Origin of the sequence: Nocardia sp. NPDC059195, from assembly GCF_042754695.1 — a bacterium.
Classification (GTDB): Bacteria; Actinomycetota; Actinomycetes; order Mycobacteriales; family Mycobacteriaceae; genus Nocardia.
This window is the reverse complement of sequence record NZ_JBHZBG010000015.1, coordinates 1-17,307: the sequence shown is the minus strand read 5'-3', so window position 1 is coordinate 17,307 and position 17,307 is coordinate 1. Positions and strand designations below refer to the sequence as shown.

General features: G+C 68.0%; 18 protein-coding genes and 2 pseudogenes. 9 read left to right on the top strand and 11 right to left on the bottom strand.

Annotation, left to right across the window (positions count from 1 at the left end):
• The first annotated feature begins 66 nt into the window (after window positions 1-66).
• From ACFXKN_RS19925 to ACFXKN_RS19910, 4 genes are all read left to right on the top strand, one after another.
• Entirely contained in the window at window positions 67-273 is a 207-nt protein-coding gene (locus tag ACFXKN_RS19925; protein ID WP_378966427.1) for a hypothetical protein, read from the top strand.
• A 118-nt stretch (window positions 274-391) separates the two neighbouring features.
• Window positions 392-1,288 (top strand): tat pathway signal sequence, encoded by an 897-nt coding sequence (locus ACFXKN_RS19920; RefSeq protein ID WP_378966648.1) that lies wholly within the window; start codon window positions 392-394, stop codon window positions 1,286-1,288.
• Between the two features lie 157 nt (window positions 1,289-1,445).
• Entirely contained in the window at window positions 1,446-2,867 is a 1,422-nt protein-coding gene (locus ACFXKN_RS19915) for an NAD(P)/FAD-dependent oxidoreductase (RefSeq protein ID WP_378966430.1), read from the top strand.
• Window positions 2,868-3,074: 207 nt separating this feature from the next.
• Window positions 3,075-3,854: a hypothetical protein gene (locus tag ACFXKN_RS19910; RefSeq protein WP_378966436.1), complete on the top strand. Its 780-nt coding sequence runs from the start codon at window positions 3,075-3,077 to the stop codon at window positions 3,852-3,854.
• 59 nt (window positions 3,855-3,913) lie between these two features.
• Here ACFXKN_RS19910 and ACFXKN_RS19905 read toward each other — a convergent pair whose 3' ends face one another.
• The 4 genes from ACFXKN_RS19905 to ACFXKN_RS19890 all read right to left on the bottom strand — a co-directional run bounded on the left by ACFXKN_RS19905 (window position 3,914) and on the right by ACFXKN_RS19890 (window position 7,656).
• On the bottom strand, window positions 3,914-4,582 hold the full coding sequence (locus tag ACFXKN_RS19905) for an urease accessory protein UreD (protein WP_378966454.1): 669 nt from the start codon (window positions 4,580-4,582) through the stop codon (window positions 3,914-3,916).
• Entirely contained in the window at window positions 4,572-5,279 is a 708-nt protein-coding gene (gene ureG, locus ACFXKN_RS19900; protein ID WP_378966464.1) for an urease accessory protein UreG, read from the bottom strand. The genes ACFXKN_RS19905 and ureG overlap by 11 nt, the downstream gene beginning before the upstream one ends.
• Before the next feature lie 28 nt (window positions 5,280-5,307).
• Complete coding sequence (locus tag ACFXKN_RS19895; protein ID WP_378966469.1) at window positions 5,308-5,958, bottom strand: urease accessory protein UreF; 651 nt, start codon at window positions 5,956-5,958, stop codon at window positions 5,308-5,310.
• A 228-nt stretch (window positions 5,959-6,186) separates the two neighbouring features.
• Window positions 6,187-7,656: an MFS transporter gene (locus ACFXKN_RS19890; protein ID WP_378966480.1), complete on the bottom strand. Its 1,470-nt coding sequence runs from the start codon at window positions 7,654-7,656 to the stop codon at window positions 6,187-6,189.
• Window positions 7,657-7,749: 93 nt separating this feature from the next.
• Here ACFXKN_RS19890 and ACFXKN_RS19885 point away from each other — a divergent pair, with 93 nt between their 5' ends.
• Complete coding sequence (locus ACFXKN_RS19885; RefSeq protein WP_379433563.1) at window positions 7,750-8,421, top strand: TetR/AcrR family transcriptional regulator; 672 nt, start codon at window positions 7,750-7,752, stop codon at window positions 8,419-8,421.
• A gap of 88 nt (window positions 8,422-8,509) precedes the next feature.
• On the top strand, window positions 8,510-9,184 hold the full coding sequence (locus ACFXKN_RS19880) for a class I SAM-dependent methyltransferase (RefSeq protein ID WP_379433562.1): 675 nt from the start codon (window positions 8,510-8,512) through the stop codon (window positions 9,182-9,184).
• On the opposite strand, the gene ACFXKN_RS19875 is transcribed toward ACFXKN_RS19880, so the two are convergent.
• Window positions 9,167-9,886, bottom strand: coding sequence for a DUF418 domain-containing protein (locus ACFXKN_RS19875; RefSeq protein ID WP_378966500.1), 720 nt, complete (start codon window positions 9,884-9,886; stop codon window positions 9,167-9,169). The two genes, ACFXKN_RS19880 and ACFXKN_RS19875, sit on opposite strands and share 18 nt — an antisense overlap.
• Window positions 9,887-10,109: 223 nt before the next feature.
• Window positions 10,110-11,330: a DUF418 domain-containing protein gene (locus tag ACFXKN_RS19870; protein WP_378966510.1), complete on the bottom strand. Its 1,221-nt coding sequence runs from the start codon at window positions 11,328-11,330 to the stop codon at window positions 10,110-10,112.
• A gap of 232 nt (window positions 11,331-11,562) precedes the next feature.
• On the opposite strand from ACFXKN_RS19870, the gene ACFXKN_RS19865 reads away from it, so the two are divergent.
• The 3 genes and pseudogenes from ACFXKN_RS19865 to ACFXKN_RS19855 all read left to right on the top strand — a co-directional run bounded on the left by ACFXKN_RS19865 (window position 11,563) and on the right by ACFXKN_RS19855 (window position 13,774).
• Window positions 11,563-12,549 (top strand): zinc-binding dehydrogenase, encoded by a 987-nt coding sequence (locus ACFXKN_RS19865; RefSeq protein ID WP_379433561.1) that lies wholly within the window; start codon window positions 11,563-11,565, stop codon window positions 12,547-12,549.
• Window positions 12,550-12,888: 339 nt separating this feature from the next.
• Window positions 12,889-13,311, top strand: a pseudogene (locus ACFXKN_RS19860) (ABC transporter ATP-binding protein); the annotation flags it as partial.
• Window positions 13,312-13,408: 97 nt separating this feature from the next.
• Window positions 13,409-13,774 (top strand): TOBE domain-containing protein, encoded by a 366-nt coding sequence (locus tag ACFXKN_RS19855; protein ID WP_378966532.1) that lies wholly within the window; start codon window positions 13,409-13,411, stop codon window positions 13,772-13,774.
• A 129-nt stretch (window positions 13,775-13,903) separates the two neighbouring features.
• On the opposite strand, the pseudogene ACFXKN_RS19850 reads toward ACFXKN_RS19855, so the two are convergent.
• The 5 genes and pseudogenes from ACFXKN_RS19850 to ACFXKN_RS19830 all read right to left on the bottom strand — a co-directional run.
• Window positions 13,904-14,152: pseudogene (locus ACFXKN_RS19850) on the bottom strand (LysR family transcriptional regulator); the annotation flags it as partial.
• Between the two features lie 222 nt (window positions 14,153-14,374).
• Window positions 14,375-15,046 (bottom strand): O-methyltransferase, encoded by a 672-nt coding sequence (locus ACFXKN_RS19845; RefSeq protein WP_378966546.1) that lies wholly within the window; start codon window positions 15,044-15,046, stop codon window positions 14,375-14,377.
• 57 nt (window positions 15,047-15,103) lie between these two features.
• Entirely contained in the window at window positions 15,104-16,084 is a 981-nt protein-coding gene (locus ACFXKN_RS19840; protein ID WP_378966551.1) for a hypothetical protein, read from the bottom strand.
• 2 nt (window positions 16,085-16,086) lie between these two features.
• Entirely contained in the window at window positions 16,087-16,416 is a 330-nt protein-coding gene (locus tag ACFXKN_RS19835) for a type VII secretion target (RefSeq protein ID WP_378966562.1), read from the bottom strand.
• Between the two features lie 110 nt (window positions 16,417-16,526).
• Window positions 16,527-17,063 (bottom strand): YbaB/EbfC family nucleoid-associated protein, encoded by a 537-nt coding sequence (locus ACFXKN_RS19830; RefSeq protein ID WP_378966582.1) that lies wholly within the window; start codon window positions 17,061-17,063, stop codon window positions 16,527-16,529.
• Window positions 17,064-17,307 lie beyond the last annotated feature (244 nt).

Below are 17,307 nucleotides of genomic sequence, written 5' to 3'. Positions count from 1 at the left end.
CGACCGTGGGATCGTTGCGGTTCGGGTGGGACAGTACGGCCGCGGGCGAAAGGCTGGTTTCGTTTCATGATCGCGCAGGTGTTTCCCCTGGTGCCCGGTGGCGGCTTCATCGTCCGCCGAGTGGGCGCGCGCTGGGAGCTGATCAATTCCCGGCGCTACGGGCCTGATCAGGTACTGCATTCGTGGCCGCTGGACCGGCACGGCGAAGCGTTCGAGCACTGCCATCGCCTCAACGGCTGCCCCATCGCCACACCGCACGCCGCGCATCATTGAGGGCAATTCCGCTGCGCCGCAACACCCCTGAGCGACGACAAGCGTGCGCCACAACAGGCCTGTCGCGCCGGACGCCGGATTTGCGGTGAATTAGTGCATTGCGGCGCCTGGTGTGCGAGTGTGGTCCATCGTGCGTGACCGTTCCCCCTCCACTCGTGTCGTCTCCCGAGTCGCAGCAACTGCCTGCCTGCTCGCCGCCGCCGCCGTCCTCACTCCGGGCCTCCCTGTTCTCGTCGGTCCGGCCCATGCCGCGCCGCCCGCGTTGACCCAGGTGTCGTTGCCGGGGTTCGACGCCGATATGAGCTCTCGGATAGCGCGGGCCGACGCCTATCTCGCCGGTCGGCCCGGCACCGTCGGCTACGTGCTGCGTGACCGCAAGACCGGCGGCGTCTACGCCAACGAACACGCCGAGAACCAGGTCTGGACCGCGTCCACGATCAAGCTGGCCATCGCCGCCGACCTGCTCAACCGGGCCCGCGTCGGCGCCATCGGCCTGTCCCCCGACGACCGCTTCAACATCGAAGCGATGCTGGCCACCTCCAACGACCACGCCGCCGACGTGCTGTGGCACAAGTACATCGGCTTCGACCGGATGGCCTACAACAACGCGTTCCGCGCCTACGGCATGGTCAGCCTGATCCCGCAGCCCACCACGACCGCGCTGTTCCCGGACTGGTCGTTCCAGAAGTGCACCGCCGCCGACCTGGACCGGCTGATGAACACCATCCTCGACACCATGCACCCCGACGATCTCGCCTACCTGCTCGACCGGATGCGCTCGGTCGACTCCAACCAGCACTGGGGTGTGTGGGGCGCGGGCTCGTCGATGCGGCCGGGCCTGAAGAACGGCTGGTCGGCCGAGGCCGACGGCTGGGTGGTGAACTCCGTCGGTGTCGCGGGCACCGACGAGCGGTACACGCTGTCGATCATGAACGCGCTCGGCGGGGCAGGCGGCTACACCGACGGCGCCGAGACCGACACCCGGGTGGCCGAGCTGCTTCTCGCAGGTCGCTGATTCGGCGCAGCCCGTATTGTCGATCTTGTCGTTCGATGAGACGACGCAGCACACGCCGCGATCGGGTTCTTGTTGCGACGTCACAACCGGAGCCGACTACGGTTAACCCTGTCATTACCACCGCGGGGCCCACCCCAGTCTGTCGAGGAGCGCGACGATGAGCACTGAGTCTGTCGGGAAGCGGCACCACGTAGTGGTGATCGGTTCCGGGTTCGGCGGTTTGTTCGGTACCCGGCATCTGCGCAAAGCCGATGTCGACGTCACGCTCATCTCCAAGACGTCGACCCACCTGTTCCAGCCGCTGCTCTACCAGGTGGCCACCGGCATCCTCTCGACCGGCGAGATCGCCCCGGCCACGCGGCTGGTGCTGCGCAAGCAGAAGAACGCGCAGGTGCTGCTCGGTGACGTCATCGACGTGGACCTGGCGAACAAGAAGGTCACGTCGCGACTACTCAACCGCGACACCGTGACCGGCTACGACAGCCTGATCGTCGCCACCGGTGCCCAGCAGTCGTACTTCGGCAACGATCACTTCGCCACGTACGCGCCCGGCATGAAGACCATCGACGACGCGCTCGAGTTGCGCGCACGCATTCTCGGCTCGTTCGAACAGGCGGAGCTGGCGACCACCCAGGAAGAGCGCGACCGGCTGATGACGTTCATCGTCGTCGGCGCGGGCCCGACCGGGGTGGAGCTGGCCGGGCAGATCGCCGAACTCGCCGACCGCACCCTCGACGGCACCTTCCGCACCATCGATCCCCGCGACGCGCGCGTCATCCTGCTCGAAGGCGCAGGCGCGGTGCTCGGCCCGATGGGGCCCAAGCTGGGTGCCAAGGCGGCCAAGCGGCTCGAGAAGATGGGCGTGGAGATCCAGCTCAACGCCATGGTGACCGATGTCGACGCGCACGGCGTCATCGTCAAGGACGCCGACGGCACCACCCGCCGGATCGAGGCCGTCTGCAAGGTGTGGTCGGCGGGCGTGCAGGCCAGCCCGCTGGGCAAGATGATCGCCGAACGCTCCGAGGGCACCGAGGTTGACCGGGCGGGGCGCGTGATCGTGGAGCCCGACCTCACCGTCAAGGGTCATCCGAACGTGTTCGTGGTCGGCGACCTCATGTCGGTGCCCGGCGTGCCGGGGCAGGCGCAGGGCGCCATCCAGGGTTCGACCTACGCGGCCAAGGCCATCAAGGCCGGGCTCAAGGGTCAGACCCCCGAGGAGCGCGCGCCGTTCAAGTACTTCAACAAGGGCTCGATGGCCACGATCTCGCGGTTCGACGCGGTCTGCCAGATCGGCAAGCTCGAGTTCAGCGGGTTCCTGGCCTGGCTCGCCTGGCTGGCGCTGCACCTCTACTACCTGGTCGGTTACCGCAGCCGGATCGTCACCGTGATCGGCTGGTTCGTGTCGTTCCTCGGCCGCAACCGCGGTCAGATGGCGGCGACCGAACAGTGGATCTTCGCACGGCTCGCGATCGAGGAGGTCAACGCCGATCAGGCGGAGGCCAATGAACTCGCGGCCGACATGGGTGCGCCGCCGGCGACCGCCGAACCGCTCACCGAAGGACAGCGCAAGATCGGCTGACCCAGCTCGCGCACTGGCCGGGTGGTTCCATCGAACCACCCGGCCTTCGTCGTTCCAGTTACCTTTCGGCATACCGACATTGCGGGTTGCCGACGTTTCGTACCCATCCGAGTCGAGCACCGGTGGCGAATGTCGGAGGTCATATGTGTGACCAATCCCCAGGATGAAAGGTGATCTATGGCGACGGGGAAACACAGGGCGCCGAACTTGCAGCGACAGAAGGTAGGTTCGGTCGTCGCAGCCGGAGCGGTACCCCTGGTCATGGCCCTGATCGGCACGGGCACCGCGAATGCCGAGCCCGCGCAGGCGGCGGTGACCCAGCCCGAGCATCAGGCCGGACCTGAGTTCGACGCGGTGGCACCCAACGCCACCCCCTATGTGGGCCAGCCGATGCCCGCGAATACACGCAGCTCGCTGCAGTGGTCGCGGACGGGGCCGGAAATGGATTACCTGTCTCCGGTGGGTCCGCTGCACGCACCGACCGCGGTCGCGCCGGTGCCGCCGATCCTGCCACCGCCGGGGCAGTTCCGCTTCGGTGACCAGCAGGTTCCGGTGCCGGACTTCGTGCCGGTCGACACCTCGATCCAGATCAACGACACCGCGGCCAATACCGAGGCCAATCTGGCGACCTTCCTCGATTCGGTGGGGCTGGAGCGCAGCCGCTCCGACCGGATCGCCGCCGAGACGCTCGGTTCGGCGGCCAGGGGCGCGGCGGTCGGTTCCACCGTGGCGATCCCGTTCGCGATGATGGCCAGCACGGGCGGTGCGTTGGCCGGGCTCGTCGCCGGAATCCCGTTGTTTCCGGTCGGGTTGGTCGCGGGCCCGATCCTGGGTGGCATGGCCGCGTACATGGCCGTGTCGATCCCCATCACAGTTGTCGGCGCCGGCATCGGTGCGGCGGTTGGTGCGGCAAGCGGTTTCCTCGCACCACCGCGTGCGGGGACCCCCGAGACCGTCGATACGGAAGCCGAGCTCGTCAACGCTTGATCGAATTCCCAGCGGTGGGAGTCGGGCCATCGGCTCGGCTCCCACCGCCATTTCCGCGCCTAGGCGTTGGCGATCGCGATCGCGCGCAGTCGGCTGGTTGTTCGGGTGGCGAGTGAACCGCCCGCGGCCAGCGGGAGCCGAACCTCATCCACACTGCCCGACCAGGCCGGACGGTCATCCGGATAGACCAGTTCGCTGTCGAGCGCACGCGGTGCGGTGAGCCGATCATCGGTCGACGCACCCGCGCCGAGTTCGAGCCGGTGCCGCAGCAACGGCACCTCGCCGACATCGGCCAGCAGATCACCGCGCCACCCGCCGCCGTCCTCGCCGCTGCGGCCCACTTGCACCCGTTCACGCAGCCGCAACCGCGCATCGGGTGCCACCCGCACCGTGGTCACCGTGTGATGGTGTGCGCCACCGGCCACGATCGTCGGTTCCGGATCGAAGTCGAGTTCGGCGCCTTCGCCGACTTCGAAGCGCCAGTGCGCGTTCGACAACACGGTGGCCGCACCAGGGAGGGCGATCGTCGCCGCCACCGAACGAACCACCAGCCGCGCACCGGGGCGCACCACGATGGTGATGTCGAGTTCGTCCCCACCCAGCGGGGTGGCCGCGGTACCGATCAGGTGCACGGTGTCGATGCCGGTGTGCCGCCCGGCCAGACCGCCGACCGCGTCGATGCGGGGCAGTCTGCCCGGTACGGCGACGATGCTCAGTTCAGTGCGCAACGCCGGTGGCCGCGTCCTGTTCGGCGGCGACCCGCAGCTGCTCTCGCACCCAGGCCAGCACGGGGGTGGCGGCCGGGTCGTCGGTCAGGGAGACCAGGGCGGTGGGGCGGCCGTCGCGGACCTTGGCGGCGTCGCGCTCCATCACGCCCAGGTCGGCGCCGACCAGCGGGGCGAGGTCGGTCTTGTTCACCACGAGCAGGTCGGAGAACGTGACGCCGGGGCCGCCCTTGCGCGGCACCTTGTCGCCACCGGCCACGTCGACGACGAAGATCTGCACGTCGATCAGGCCGGAAGAGAAAGTGGCCGTGAGGTTGTCGCCGCCGGATTCCACCAGGATCAGGTCCAGCGGCGGGTTGGCCGCGACGAGGTCGTCGATGGCGTCGAGGTTGGCGGTGATGTCGTCGCGGATGGCGGTGTGCGGGCAGCCACCGGTCTGCACGGCGGTGATCCGCTCGTCGGGCAGCACGGCGTGGCGGCGCAGGAAGTCGGCGTCCTCGGTGGTGTAGATGTCGTTGGTCAGCACCGCCAGGGACAGTTCGTCGCGCAGTTGCCTGCACAGGGCGGCGACCAGCGCGGTCTTACCGGAACCGACCGGGCCGCCGATGCCGATGCGCAGGGCCTCACCGGCGGCGCGGTCGCGCTTGGGCCGGTCGTGGCTGTGATTGTGCGGTTCGCCATCGATCAGATGGGGAGGCATGGGGGCTCCTTCTTATCGGATTCAGTGGTCAGGACGCGAACAACGGCATGTCGCGATGGAGGTGACGTTCGGCGAGCGCGTCCTGCAGCGGATCGGACAACGCGGCGAGCCCGGTGGCCGCCTCGGTGGCGATCCGGTCGCACAGCGGTGCCAGGCGCATGGTGCTCGCGGCGATGGCGGCGGGATCGAGGGCGAGCAGGCGTTGCGCGGCGGTGGCAGCGCCGGTGAGTGTCGTATAGACGACGACACCCGCCAGCTGTTCGGTGCTCACGCCACAGGCGGCACCGACCATGCCGAACACCGTCGACAGGTGAGGACGCGGCCCCACCGCGGTCCAATCATGGTGCGGCCACAGCTGTTTGGCCAGGCGCAGCAGACCGCGGCCTTGCGCGCGCGAAGCCGTTCGCGCGGCGGGTGACGGTGTGCGTGCGTCGGCTTCGAGCTCGGCGCGTTCGGGAGTCAGCGTCGCGCCACACACCGCGGCGGCGAGGGACGCAGTCACCAGTCCCGAGGTGGCGACCCGGCGCCGCAGGTACAACTCGACGCTCGCGTTGTCGCGCAGCAACCCCGACGACACGGCTTCCTCGACACCACCGGAATGCACGTGCCCACCGATGGGCAGGCGCGAATCGGCCAGGGCGAGCAATGTCGCCAGTCCCGTCGCACCCTCGTTTCGCATCCGACGATCCTATGCAACCGACCTGGACGTCCGCCCGGTGAGGGCGACCACCACCGCACACCGTGGCGGCCATCACGCCGCCGGACGGTCGCACCCGGCCGGACGATCCACGATCCGCCGAATGGCCGCCCGCGACGGGTCGCTCTCGATCAGCGGCAGTCGGCGTCGATCCGCGGTCAGGACCGAGTCGACCGCCAGGTGTCGTAGCGCACACCTGGCGGATGTCACTCAGTGGCTGGTGCGGGCCGAGCGCCAGGCCAGCACAGCCATCGCGATCAGCAGAAGTGCGCCGCCCGCGGTCGCGAGGTGCATTCCGCTGACGAAGGATTCGCGAGCCGCGTGGATCAGCCCGTCGTCACCGGATGACTGCAGCAGGGTGTCGCCCAGGGTCTCGCCGAAGTCGCCACCGGAGCGGAACACCAACGCGGCCACCGAGCCGAGCAGCGCGAGACCGAGCGCATTGCCGAGTTCGAAACTCGTCTCGGAGATCCCCACCGCCGACCCCGCCCGCTCGGCGGGCACCGCCGACACCGCGACATCCGACACCAGCGTGAACGAGAAGCCATAGCCGATACCGGCGATCACCGAGCCCGCCACATACCAACCGAGACCGCCGTCGACACCGACGCCGAGCAGCATCAGGTTGCCGATCGCCGACAGCATCAGCGCGAGTGTGAACGTCGCCCGCACGCCCAGCCGCAGCCCGAGCCGCGCGCCGCTCATCGAGCACACGAACACCGCGATCGCCATCGGAATGCCGAGCAGTGCGGCGGCCAACGGGTCACGACCGGTGACCGACTGCAGATAGATGCTGGTCAGGTAGCTCATCGCGGCGAGCGACATCATGCCGGCCATGCTCGCCCCGATCGCCACCCGGAACAGCGGCCGCGTGAACAACGACAGGTCGAGCAGCGGTTCCGCGAGATGACGCTGCCTGCGCACGAACAGCACCAGCAGTCCGACGCCGATCACCGCGATCACCAGCGACACCGCGTCCAGTCCTTCGGCGGCGATGTGTTTGATCCCGTAGATCAACGGCAGGATCCCGCCGATCGACAGCGCGACGCTGGGCAGATCGATCGGGCCGAGGGCCGCGGAACGATGTTCGGGCAGCAGGATCGGCCCGAAGATCAGCAGAATCGCCAGCACCGGAATGTTGATCAGGAACACCGAGCCCCACCAGAAGTGGTGCAGCAGCACCCCGCCGATGATCGGGCCGACCGCCGAACCACCGGCGAAGAACGCGGTCCAGATGCCGATCGCGGTGGCCCGTTCCCGTGCGTTGGGGAACAGCGTGGAGATCAGCGCCAGGCTCGACGGCAGCAGCGTCGCACCGCCGATGCCCATCAAGACGCGGGCCGCGATGAGGATCGGCGCGGTGGGCGCGAACGCGGCCAGCACCGACGCGACACCGAAGATGGCGGCGCCGACGAGCAGGATATTGCGTCGGCCGATGCGGTCGCCGAGGTTGCCCATCGTGATGAGCAGACCCGCCAGCATGAACCCGTAGATGTCGAGGATCCAGAGTTGTTGCGACGCGGTGGGGTCCAGGTCGGCCGTGAGGGTCGGCATGGCAAGGAAGAGCACCGAGATATCCATCGACACCAACAGCACCGGCAGCAGCAGCACGCCTAAGCCGAGCCATGCGCGGCGTCCACCGGCGACTGCGGTGGGCACCGCCGGTTCCAGCTTCGTCATTCTCCGAATATCCTTCCACGGTGTGCGTACACCGTACGCGGGAGCTGGGTACAGTGTACGCATGAAGGTTGTATTACGAAAGCGAGTCATGGGATGACTGAGGCGAAGCTCACCCGCACCGCGATCGTCGATGCCGCGATCACCCTCGCCGACGCCGACGGACTCGACGCGGTGTCGATGCGCCGCATCGCCGACCGCCTCGATGTGGGCACCATGTCGCTGTATCGGCACGTGGCGAACAAGGACGAACTCATCGCGGCCATGACCGACGAGATCGCCGCCCGCCACCCCTACCCCGATCCGGTCGGTCGCGGGTGGACGTGGCGCGACCGGGTGCGCATCGCCGCGGAGATCGATTGGGAGCTCTACCAGCAGCATCCCTGGGTGCTGCTCACCTTCGCGGTCCCCCGCTACAGCTTCGGCCCGCAGGGCCTGACGAGCCTGGCGTGGTTGGTCGAGGGCCTGCGTGAACTCGACGTGACGGCCCGCGAGGCCACCACGATGGGGTTTTCGGTCTGGAACTACATCTCCGGTGCCAGCTTGCCGGTGGTCGGCGGCGCGCTACTGGCCGAGAAGCGCACCGTCACCGACGACACCAACGGGCTGCGCGATCTCCTCGAGGGCAAACCCTCCTTCCCCGTGCCGCCTGCGCTGGCCGACCTCGAGGGCGCGGGGGTGAGCGACCTCACCTCCGAGGACCTCCTGTTTCTCGGCCTCGAAGCGCTCTGCGACGGTTTCGCCGCGCGCGCTGCCCGTCGGGCTTGACCTCGAGCACCATTCAGCATCACCGGCCGTTGGGCGAGTCGCCGAATATCGGGCGACACGGCGGTCGCCGGTGGTGAAGACTGGACCTATGACCGACGCGCAGCCGTCCGCCGATCGTCGCCTCGCCGCGCAGGCTCTGGCCGCGAACGATCCGACCGGATGGTTCGAACCGCTCTATGCCGAGGCCGCAGCGGGGACCTCGGTGGTTCCGTGGGATCGAGACGTACCCAATCCACTGCTGGTCGACTGGCTCCGCACTGCCTCGCTACCGCAGGGAACGCGGGGCCTGGTGATCGGCTGCGGCTACGGCACCGACGCCGAATTCGTTGCCTCCCAAGGCATCCGAACCACCGCCTTCGACGTCTCCCCCACCGCGATCCGCGGCGCGCGGGCCCGCTTCCCGCATTCCCCCGTCACCTACAAGGTCGCCGACCTACTCAACCCACCGCCGGCCTGGCGCCACGCCTTCGACCTGGTCATCGAGTCGATCACGGTCCAATCCCTGCCGCCGGACGTCCGCACCCCCGCCATCACCAGCATCCGAGACCTGCTCGCGCCGGGCGCGACCCTGCTCGTCATCGCCGACATCAGCAAGACCCCCGCCACCGTCGGCCCACCATGGCCCCTCACCCGCGGCGACATCGACTCGTTCACCGCCCCCGACCTGGCCCAGGTCCGCGTGGAATCCGTCCCTCGCCACGACGCCTCGGGCCTGAACCGCTGGCGGGCCGAATTCCACCGCCTTTCACAAAACGCCGACTGACGGCTTACGCCAGGCAGGGACGGTCCAGTAGGTCGCAGCACGTAGGACCCATTCCACCGGCCCATACGGGTGGCGGCTCAGCCACCGGGCGCTGAGCCCGAGTTGGGCGGCGAAGGTCGCCAGGCCGACCGCGATCACGACGCCCAGCGACACATCGTCGGCGAAGGCGAAACCGTAGCCGGTGTAGACGACCATCAGCACGATCGATTGCCCGATGTAGTTCGAGGCCGCCATCTTTCCCGCGTGTGCCAACACAGCGCAGTGGCGACCCAGCCGTACCGACCGTGCCGCCAGCACCACAGCGGCGAGGTAAGCGAAGGTCATCAGCGGATTCACCAGCGCCTGGATCCCGATCAGCAATGGCGGCGGTGTCCACCACCCCATCGACGCCGCGACAGTGAGCGCTGAAACGGGCATTCCCGCGCACAGTCCCACTACGAGAGCCCGTAAAGCCCAGGTACGCGTCATGTTCGACTGCCCGAGCACGTTCAGCTTGCCCGCGGCCATGCCCAGCAGGAACATCGCCAGGCTCGGCACCGCCCCGGCGGACCACACCAGTAGCAGCGCGGTGGGCGCGACGGCGAGCTGGGCGGAAAGGGTTTCGGCGGCAGTGCCGGTATAGGCCGCCCCCACCTCGGGCATCCGAAGTCCGGCGCCGGGCGTCAGGCCGGGCAGGACGCTGCCGATCGCCCAGATCAGCAAGAGCGTCGCACCCGCGAGGGCTGCCGTCCGCGGACCGAGCGGGCGAACCGCGATCAGGATCAGGCCGAGGGCGGCGTACAGCGACGACCGCGTTGCAGATCAGAATCCCGAACAGCGCGAACCCGCGCAGGATGTCGAGCTCGGTGATCCGGCGTACGGATTTCGTTGCGGGCGGATCCGATACGTCGAGCACCGGTAAACGGTAGAGCGCCGAAGCGGCACCTTATGCGGCGGGCGGAGCCTGCTGTTCGGAACGACGTTGCCATGGCGGGATGGTCAGGTAGGTCGCGGCGCGGAGTAACCACTCCACCGGGCCGTAACGATGACCGCGCAACCACCAGGCGCTGAACGCGAGTTGCGCGGCGAAGGTGAGCAGCGCGATCGCGATGACAGCCAGGGGCGCGATGGTGTCGGCGAGGGCGAGGCCGTAGCCGGTGTAGACGAGCATCAGCACGATCGACTGGCCGATGTAGTTGGTGGCGGCCATGCGCCCGGCGGGGGCGAGCAGGGCCGTGCAGCGGCCCAGCCGTGCGGACTGTGCTGCCAGCAGGATCGCGGCGACATAGGCGAACGTCATGGCCGGATTCACCAGAAATTGGAGGCCGTGGAGCGCGGTGGGAGCGTCCCACCAGGTCATCGACTCGGCGAAGGTCATCGCCGAGATCGGCAGGCCGAGGCCGAAGCCGAGCACGAGTGCGCGAAAGGACCAGCGGCGCAGCAGTTCCGGGTTCCCGAACAGGTTTCGTTTGCCCGCCGCCATGCCGATCAGGAACATCGCCAAGCTCGGCACGCCCTGACTGAACCAGATCAGCAGCAGGAAGACCGGCGCGAGGGCGGTCTGCGCGGAGAGCGTCGACGCGAAGTCCGCGGTGTAGTCGGCGGATATCGCGGGCAGGTCGACGAACTCACCGAACGCGAGAACCCCGGTGCTGCCCGGCAGAAAGGTCCACGCCGACCAGGTCACGTACAGCACTATCCCGGTGATCACCGCGGTCCGCGGCCGCATGTTGCGCAGCGCGATCAGCGTCAGGCACAGGAACGCGTACAGCGTGAGGATGTCGCCGATCCACAGCAGGTAGACGTGCACGAGCCCGATCACCATCAGCGCGGCACACCGTCGGAGCAACCGGCGCACCGGCGAAACCCCCGCACGCTGGGCCGCCGCGATCTGCAGGGTGAACGAATATCCGAACAGGAACGCGAACAGCAGATAGAACCGCCCGGCGAACAGTGCATCGACAGTGGCGCGCACCAGCAGATCGACGGTGCCCCCGAAGCCCAGTACCGGGTCCTCGCGAGTGCCTACCACCGACCACAACGTGGTTGCCACGACCACGTTGGTGATCAGAATCCCGAACAGGGCGAACCCACGCAGGATATCGAGCTCGGCGATGCGCGAGCCGGATCGCACTGCGGGCGAACGTGTTCCGAGTGCGTCTGCCATACACCGAGCGTACGCACGCCGACCGGTCACATTCGTCCACCGTGCGAGCTATCTTCACGCCGTACCGGAGAGCGACCCGCGGTCAGCCCTGCGGCGTATTGACAGCCGCGTCCCACCATGCGCCGGGCGCTCCCGGCGGCAACCGGCCACCTGAGCGACCCACGACGGCCACGGTGCCACAATGGAGCACGATCACGCTCGGCAGGGACTCGCAACCACCACGGAGGCGGACATGCAGGCAGTTGTCATCGACGAATTCGGTGAACCGAAGGACGTGCTCACCGCACAGCAGGTGCCGACCCCCGAGCCCGGGGAGGGTGAGGTGCGGATCGCGATGTCGCTCTCGCCGATCCACAACCACGATCTGGCGATCATCCGCGGCGTGTACGGCTACCGGCCCACGCTGCCCGCGATCCCCGGAACCGAGGCCGCCGGTGTTGTCGAGGCGGTCGGGCCCGGTGTCGACACACTCCAGGTCGGGCAGCGGGTCGCGATCGCCGGCGTACGTCAGGCGTGGGCGGAATCCTTCGTCGCCCGCGCCGGACAAGCGGTGCCGATGCCGGATTCCGTGGCCGACGAGACCGCCTGCCAACTGCTCGCCATGCCACTGAGTGCTCTCATGTTGCTCGATGACCTGCGGGTGACGTCGGGTCAGTGGATCGTGGTGAATGCCGCCAACGGCGCGGTCGGTCGCCTGCTCAACTTGTTCGCGAAGGAACGCGGTGTGCGGGTGCTGAGCCTGGTGCGCGGCCAGTCCTCGGTGCAGGCACTGGAACAGCTCGGCTACGGTCCGGTGCTCGACACCGAATCGGTGGGCTGGCTCGCCACGGGGGCCGGCATCACCGGCGGCGAACCGATTGTGCGCGCCGTCGACCAGGTCAGCGGCCCCGCCGCGGGCGACCTGATGGCGCTGCTCGCCCCGAGGGGTGAACTGATCTCCTTCGGCGCGCTGTCGGGCAAACCGCTGATCATCGACACCGGCGCCGTCATCTTCAAACAGGCTGTGGTGAAAGGTTTCTGGGGCCAGCAGCGCAGTTCCGACATCGATCGCGCCGATTACCTACGGTTGATCACCGAACTCGTCACGCTCGCCGCCGACGGCACCCTGCGTCTCGACGTACAGGCCGATTTCCCGCTCGATCAGGCCGCCGAGGCCGCCGTGGTGTCCGAGACTCCCGGCCGCAACGGCAAAGTCGTCCTGCACGCCGGACCTCGCTGAACCCTCGACCGGGCGGTGTGACGCCGGCGCCCCCGCATGCCCGCCACAGCGCACGGACGTCGTCCGGATCGACGCGATCCTGCACAGCAAGCCCGACCCCGCCCGCTTCCCGCCCTCGACACCCCCACCGCCGACCTCCACTGGCAGACCAGCACTCTCATCCGAGGCCTACTGGACGCCAGGCAGCGCGCGATTCTCGAATCCATCCTCGCCGCGGATTCACCCGCTGGCTGAGCGAACACCGGTGCAGTCCGCGTCCGGTAGGGCCGAGACGATTGGACCGATCGACGTTCACTATCGCACCGGCGCGCGGACCGTAGCGGGCTCGACACTGGGCGCATGGCACGACTGCAGATCGAAGCGGTGTCGAAGAAGTTCGATGCCGAGTACGCGGTGCGCGAGGTGAGTCTCGATATCGCCGATGGTGAGTTCATGGTGTTGCTGGGGCCGAGTGGCTGTGGCAAATCCACCCTGTTGCGGATGATCGCGGGGTTGGCGGAGCCGACCGCGGGGCGAATTCTGGTTGGCGGCACCGATGTCACGGACGCGGCGCCGCAGCGGCGGGATCTGGCGATGGTGTTCCAGAGCTACGCGCTGTATCCGCATCTCTCGGTGGCCCGCAATATCGGGTTTCCGTTGCGGGCCCGGCGCAGGCCGCGGGCGGAGATCCCGCAGCGGGTCGCCGAGGTGTCGGCGACGCTGGAGATCTCGGCGCTGCTGGAGCGACGCCCGGTCGCGCTGTCGGGCGGACAGCGGCAGCGAGTCGCGTTGGCGCGGGCCATGGTTCGCGATCCCGGTGCGTTCCTGATGGACGAGCCGCTGTCGAACCTCGACGCGAAACGCCGCGAGCGACGGCCATATGAAGGTGAGGGCCGACGGTATCGACGCCGGGCTGGACATCGCCGAGGGTTCCGGCGACGCCACCACCGTCGTCGCCGGAATCCGGCCGGAACGCCTGCGGATCGACGACACCTCGACCGATGTCCGAGGCCGGGTGCGAATGGTCGAGAACCTCGGCAGCGAAGAACTCGTGCACCTCGAATCCGGGCTCTGCGTGCGCGCGGCGCGTCCGGCCGGTGTCCGGGTGGGCGAGGACATCGCCTGCCGCATCGACCCCGCCGACATCCACCTGTTCGATCCCGACACCGGCCTGCGCCTGACTTGGCAAGCACCACAGCCCAATTCGATACCGGCCGTCGACGCGGCCGCTGTCGCCGTTCACTGATTTCGGCAAGACCCCGATGAGAAGGATAGACCCACCATGAAACGCACACTTCCCGCGCTGGGCGTGGCGCTCACCACCGCCCTCGCCCTCACCGGCTGCGGCCTCGGCACCACCGGCTCCACCGAGTCCACGAGCACCACGCAGATCCCGGTCGAGCTGGGCCACGATCTGGCGGGCCTGCAGCTCGAACTCCCGGCCCGCCGGTGTCAGCCGCACCTCGTGCGAGTTGCGTGCGACCAGCCGCACTTCCAGGGATTTCTCCAGTTTCTGCAACTGGGCGCTCAGGCTCGGCTGGGTCAGATGCAGACGTTGCGCCGCACGCCCGAAATGCAATTCCTCGGCGAGCGCGATGAACGAGACGAGATGGCGGAATTCCATGACGGCGGCTCCTCTATCGAACACTCCCACGCTAGCGGCAGCGAACAACCCCGCGATGAACTCCGCCCGCCCGGCAGTGACCATCCGCGTTGCCGGGCGGTGAAGGTCAGGAATTCGGACCGTTGACCACGGCGTAGGCGAATCCGTCCCAACACGGTGAAAGGTCAGGAATTCGGACCGTTCACTACGGCGTAGGCGAATCCGTCCCAACACGGTGAAAGGTCAGGAATTCGGACCGTTCACTACGGCGTAGGCGAATCCGTCCCAACCTTTCGAGCCGACAGTCTGGATGACGGTCGCATCGACACTCGGTTCGGCGGCGAGCAATTCGATCAGGTCGCGGCTCGCCCTGGCGTTCGGGTCCTCGGTCTGTTCGTCGGCGACCGTGCCCGCGCGCACCACGTTGTCGACGATGATCACCGAACCCGGATGGGTCAGGCGCAGCGCCCACTGCACGTAGTTGGAGTTGTTGACCTTGTCGGCGTCGATGAAGACCAGGTCGAATGGTTCGGTCAGGTCCTCGGCGACGCCGGGCAAGGTGTCCAGGGCCGCGCCGACCAGGATCTCGACGCGATCGCCCACCCCGGCGCGGTCCAGGTTCTCCCGGGCGACCTTGGCGTGGCGTGGTTCGAATTCGAGAGTGACGACGAGGCCGCCGTCACCGACCGCGCGCGCCAGCCACTCGGTGCTGTACCCGCCGAGGGTGCCGATCTCGAGTACCCGGCGCGCTTTCGCGGTGCGAGCCAACAGGTTCAGCAGTTTGCCCTGGGGTGGGGAGACGTCGATGGCGGGCAGGCCCGCGTCGGCGTTGGCGTTGAGTGCGGGCACGCCTTCCTCGCCCACGAGGGTGGTGACGAGATAGCTGTCGACATCGGCCCAATCGTTGGTCGTCATAGTCGCAGTCTGCCACCGCGAGCGGGTCGGCACCGGCTTCCGCGTCGAGCGCGGTCGCTACTTCGCGGTCTCGACTTCGGTGACGCCCTGGATGATCTTCACGGCGCTCTCGGCCAGCGTCTTCGTGTCGATCAATGCCTGCGACAGTGCCACCAGCTGCTGTGCGACCGTCGTTGTGGCCAGCGAGATGTCGAACAGCGCCCGGGCGATCAGGGCGGGGGTCGCCGTACCCGCGGACGCGATCAGTATCGCGGTCGCCTCGGCGAGCATGCCGGCGAGATTGCTCAGAATCCCGACCACGATCTCACGCACTGTCTCGACGATGCCCTTCATCGCCGCATTGCACTCCGACAGCACCCCGGCGACAGCCGCCTTCTCGGCGATCTTGCCCGTCAGATCTGTCGCGGTGGCCCGGTAGGCTTCGGCGGCTTCGCCCGCCCATTCACCGATTCCGCTGTCGAGTGCGGTTGCCCATTCCTCTGCGGTCGTTGTCAGACTCTCGGCAATCGCTTTCCACGAATCCGAATACGCCTTGACCATATCCGGGCTGCCGGTGATCGATTCCAGTGATTTGCGCACCGGTTCGACGTGTTCGAGCATCCAGCTCATCAGCTGCGCGCCGAGGAAGTTGAACGGATCGAACTTCGCCAGCGTGGAGGTGCCCTTGATCGCCTTGCCGAACATCGACGCCGCGGACGCCAGATCACCCGCGGTACCCGCCGCCGCGGAGATGGCGCCGACCTTGTCCGTGATCGATCCGTCGCCGGTCACCGCCTGGTAGGCGCCGAGTCCGTTCTCCCAGGTGTCACCCAGGAGCGTGCCTTTCATGATGCCCGCGTCGGGCTCCTCCCCGCCCTCGGGGGTGCCCACATTGTTGAACAGGAAATTGCTTTCCTGGTAATAGGTGTCCCGGTAGTCGACGCCTTCTACGAGCAGGTCGTTCTGCGGTGCTTCGCCGTCGTCGAAGGTGCTCACCGTGCCGGGCAGGATCGTGTTCTCGTTGAGGAACGTGCCCGCTGCGTTGGGTCCGTCGGCCATGGTCAGACGTTCCTTTCGATCTCGGCGGTCTTGCCTGCGAGATCGCCCGCCCGGGTGGTGTCACACGTTTCGAAGGTGTCGGCGGCGGTGCGCAGTTTGCCCGGCATCTCCGCGGTCAGGGTGTCGAGCTGAGCCAGTGTCTCGGTGATCTCGTCGTGGAGCGTGTTCAGGGTGCTCACCGCGTACGGCTTCACGAGCAGGCCGTAGCCGTCGTCGGCGTGGGCGAGATAGTTCGCCGCCTCGAGCGCCTCGGCGACCCCGCCGGACACGACGTCCACCGAGCAGGCCTGCGACCTGATCGCATCCAGATTCACATTCACCAGACTGGTCACGCGCAAATCCCTCCTCCGGCGAACTCGGTCGAGTCCGCAGCTCTCGATCTAATTGGACGCGCCCCGACCCCATTCGGTTCCATCGAATGTGTGCCGAGTTGTTGCGGTGGCTACTGCAACCAGGATTTGCGCTGGTAGAACATGTCCTCGTCGGACGGCTCCTCGGGTGCGACAACCCGGTTGCGGTCGGGTTTGCGGGTCGCGGGAGCGTCGGGCTCGGACGGCCACGGCGCGGCAGGGGCGGCCGGCGGCGCCGATGGCGGAACGGGCGCCGACGACGTCGGGTCGAGATCGGGGAACCGGTCGCTGTACTGGCCGACGATGGCCTCCCCGGCTTCGTCGGTGCCGACCGTGTCATGGACCAAGCCGGTGACCTGGTCGCGCAAGCGCGCCTGGGCTCGGTGTGTGCAGGCCATGAGCTCGGTCGCCACGGCGGTGGGATCCATGCCGCGGACCGCCGCGGCAAGGGTGATGGCGGTGGTCGAGCCGTTGGCGTCCACGGTGACGCTGATCCGGCCGTCGGCCGAGGTATCGGTGACGCTCACCGCGGTCATCTTGGCGTGCAGCTCCTGGTAGCGCTGCGCCTTCTGTTCCAGATCCTCCGCCCAGCGCGAGAGCTCCGTTGCGGCGTTGTTCAGGTCGTCCATGCTGTGTTTCCCCTCCCGCCGGGTACCCGGCGCTCTACGGCGGACGGCGGGCTGGAACCCGCCCCGCTCGGATCGCGACGAGCCTAATGGACGCAGCCGCGACAGCGTTCATCAGCTCGCGCACGGCCGGAGCGAAGGCGGACGTACGCCTAGTGCCTCGTCCAGGAAGGTTGCCTCGGTAACTGGTCGAGTTGATCGCGCGCCCGCGACCGGTGATGCTCCCCGGTGGAGGTGGTGCCGGTGG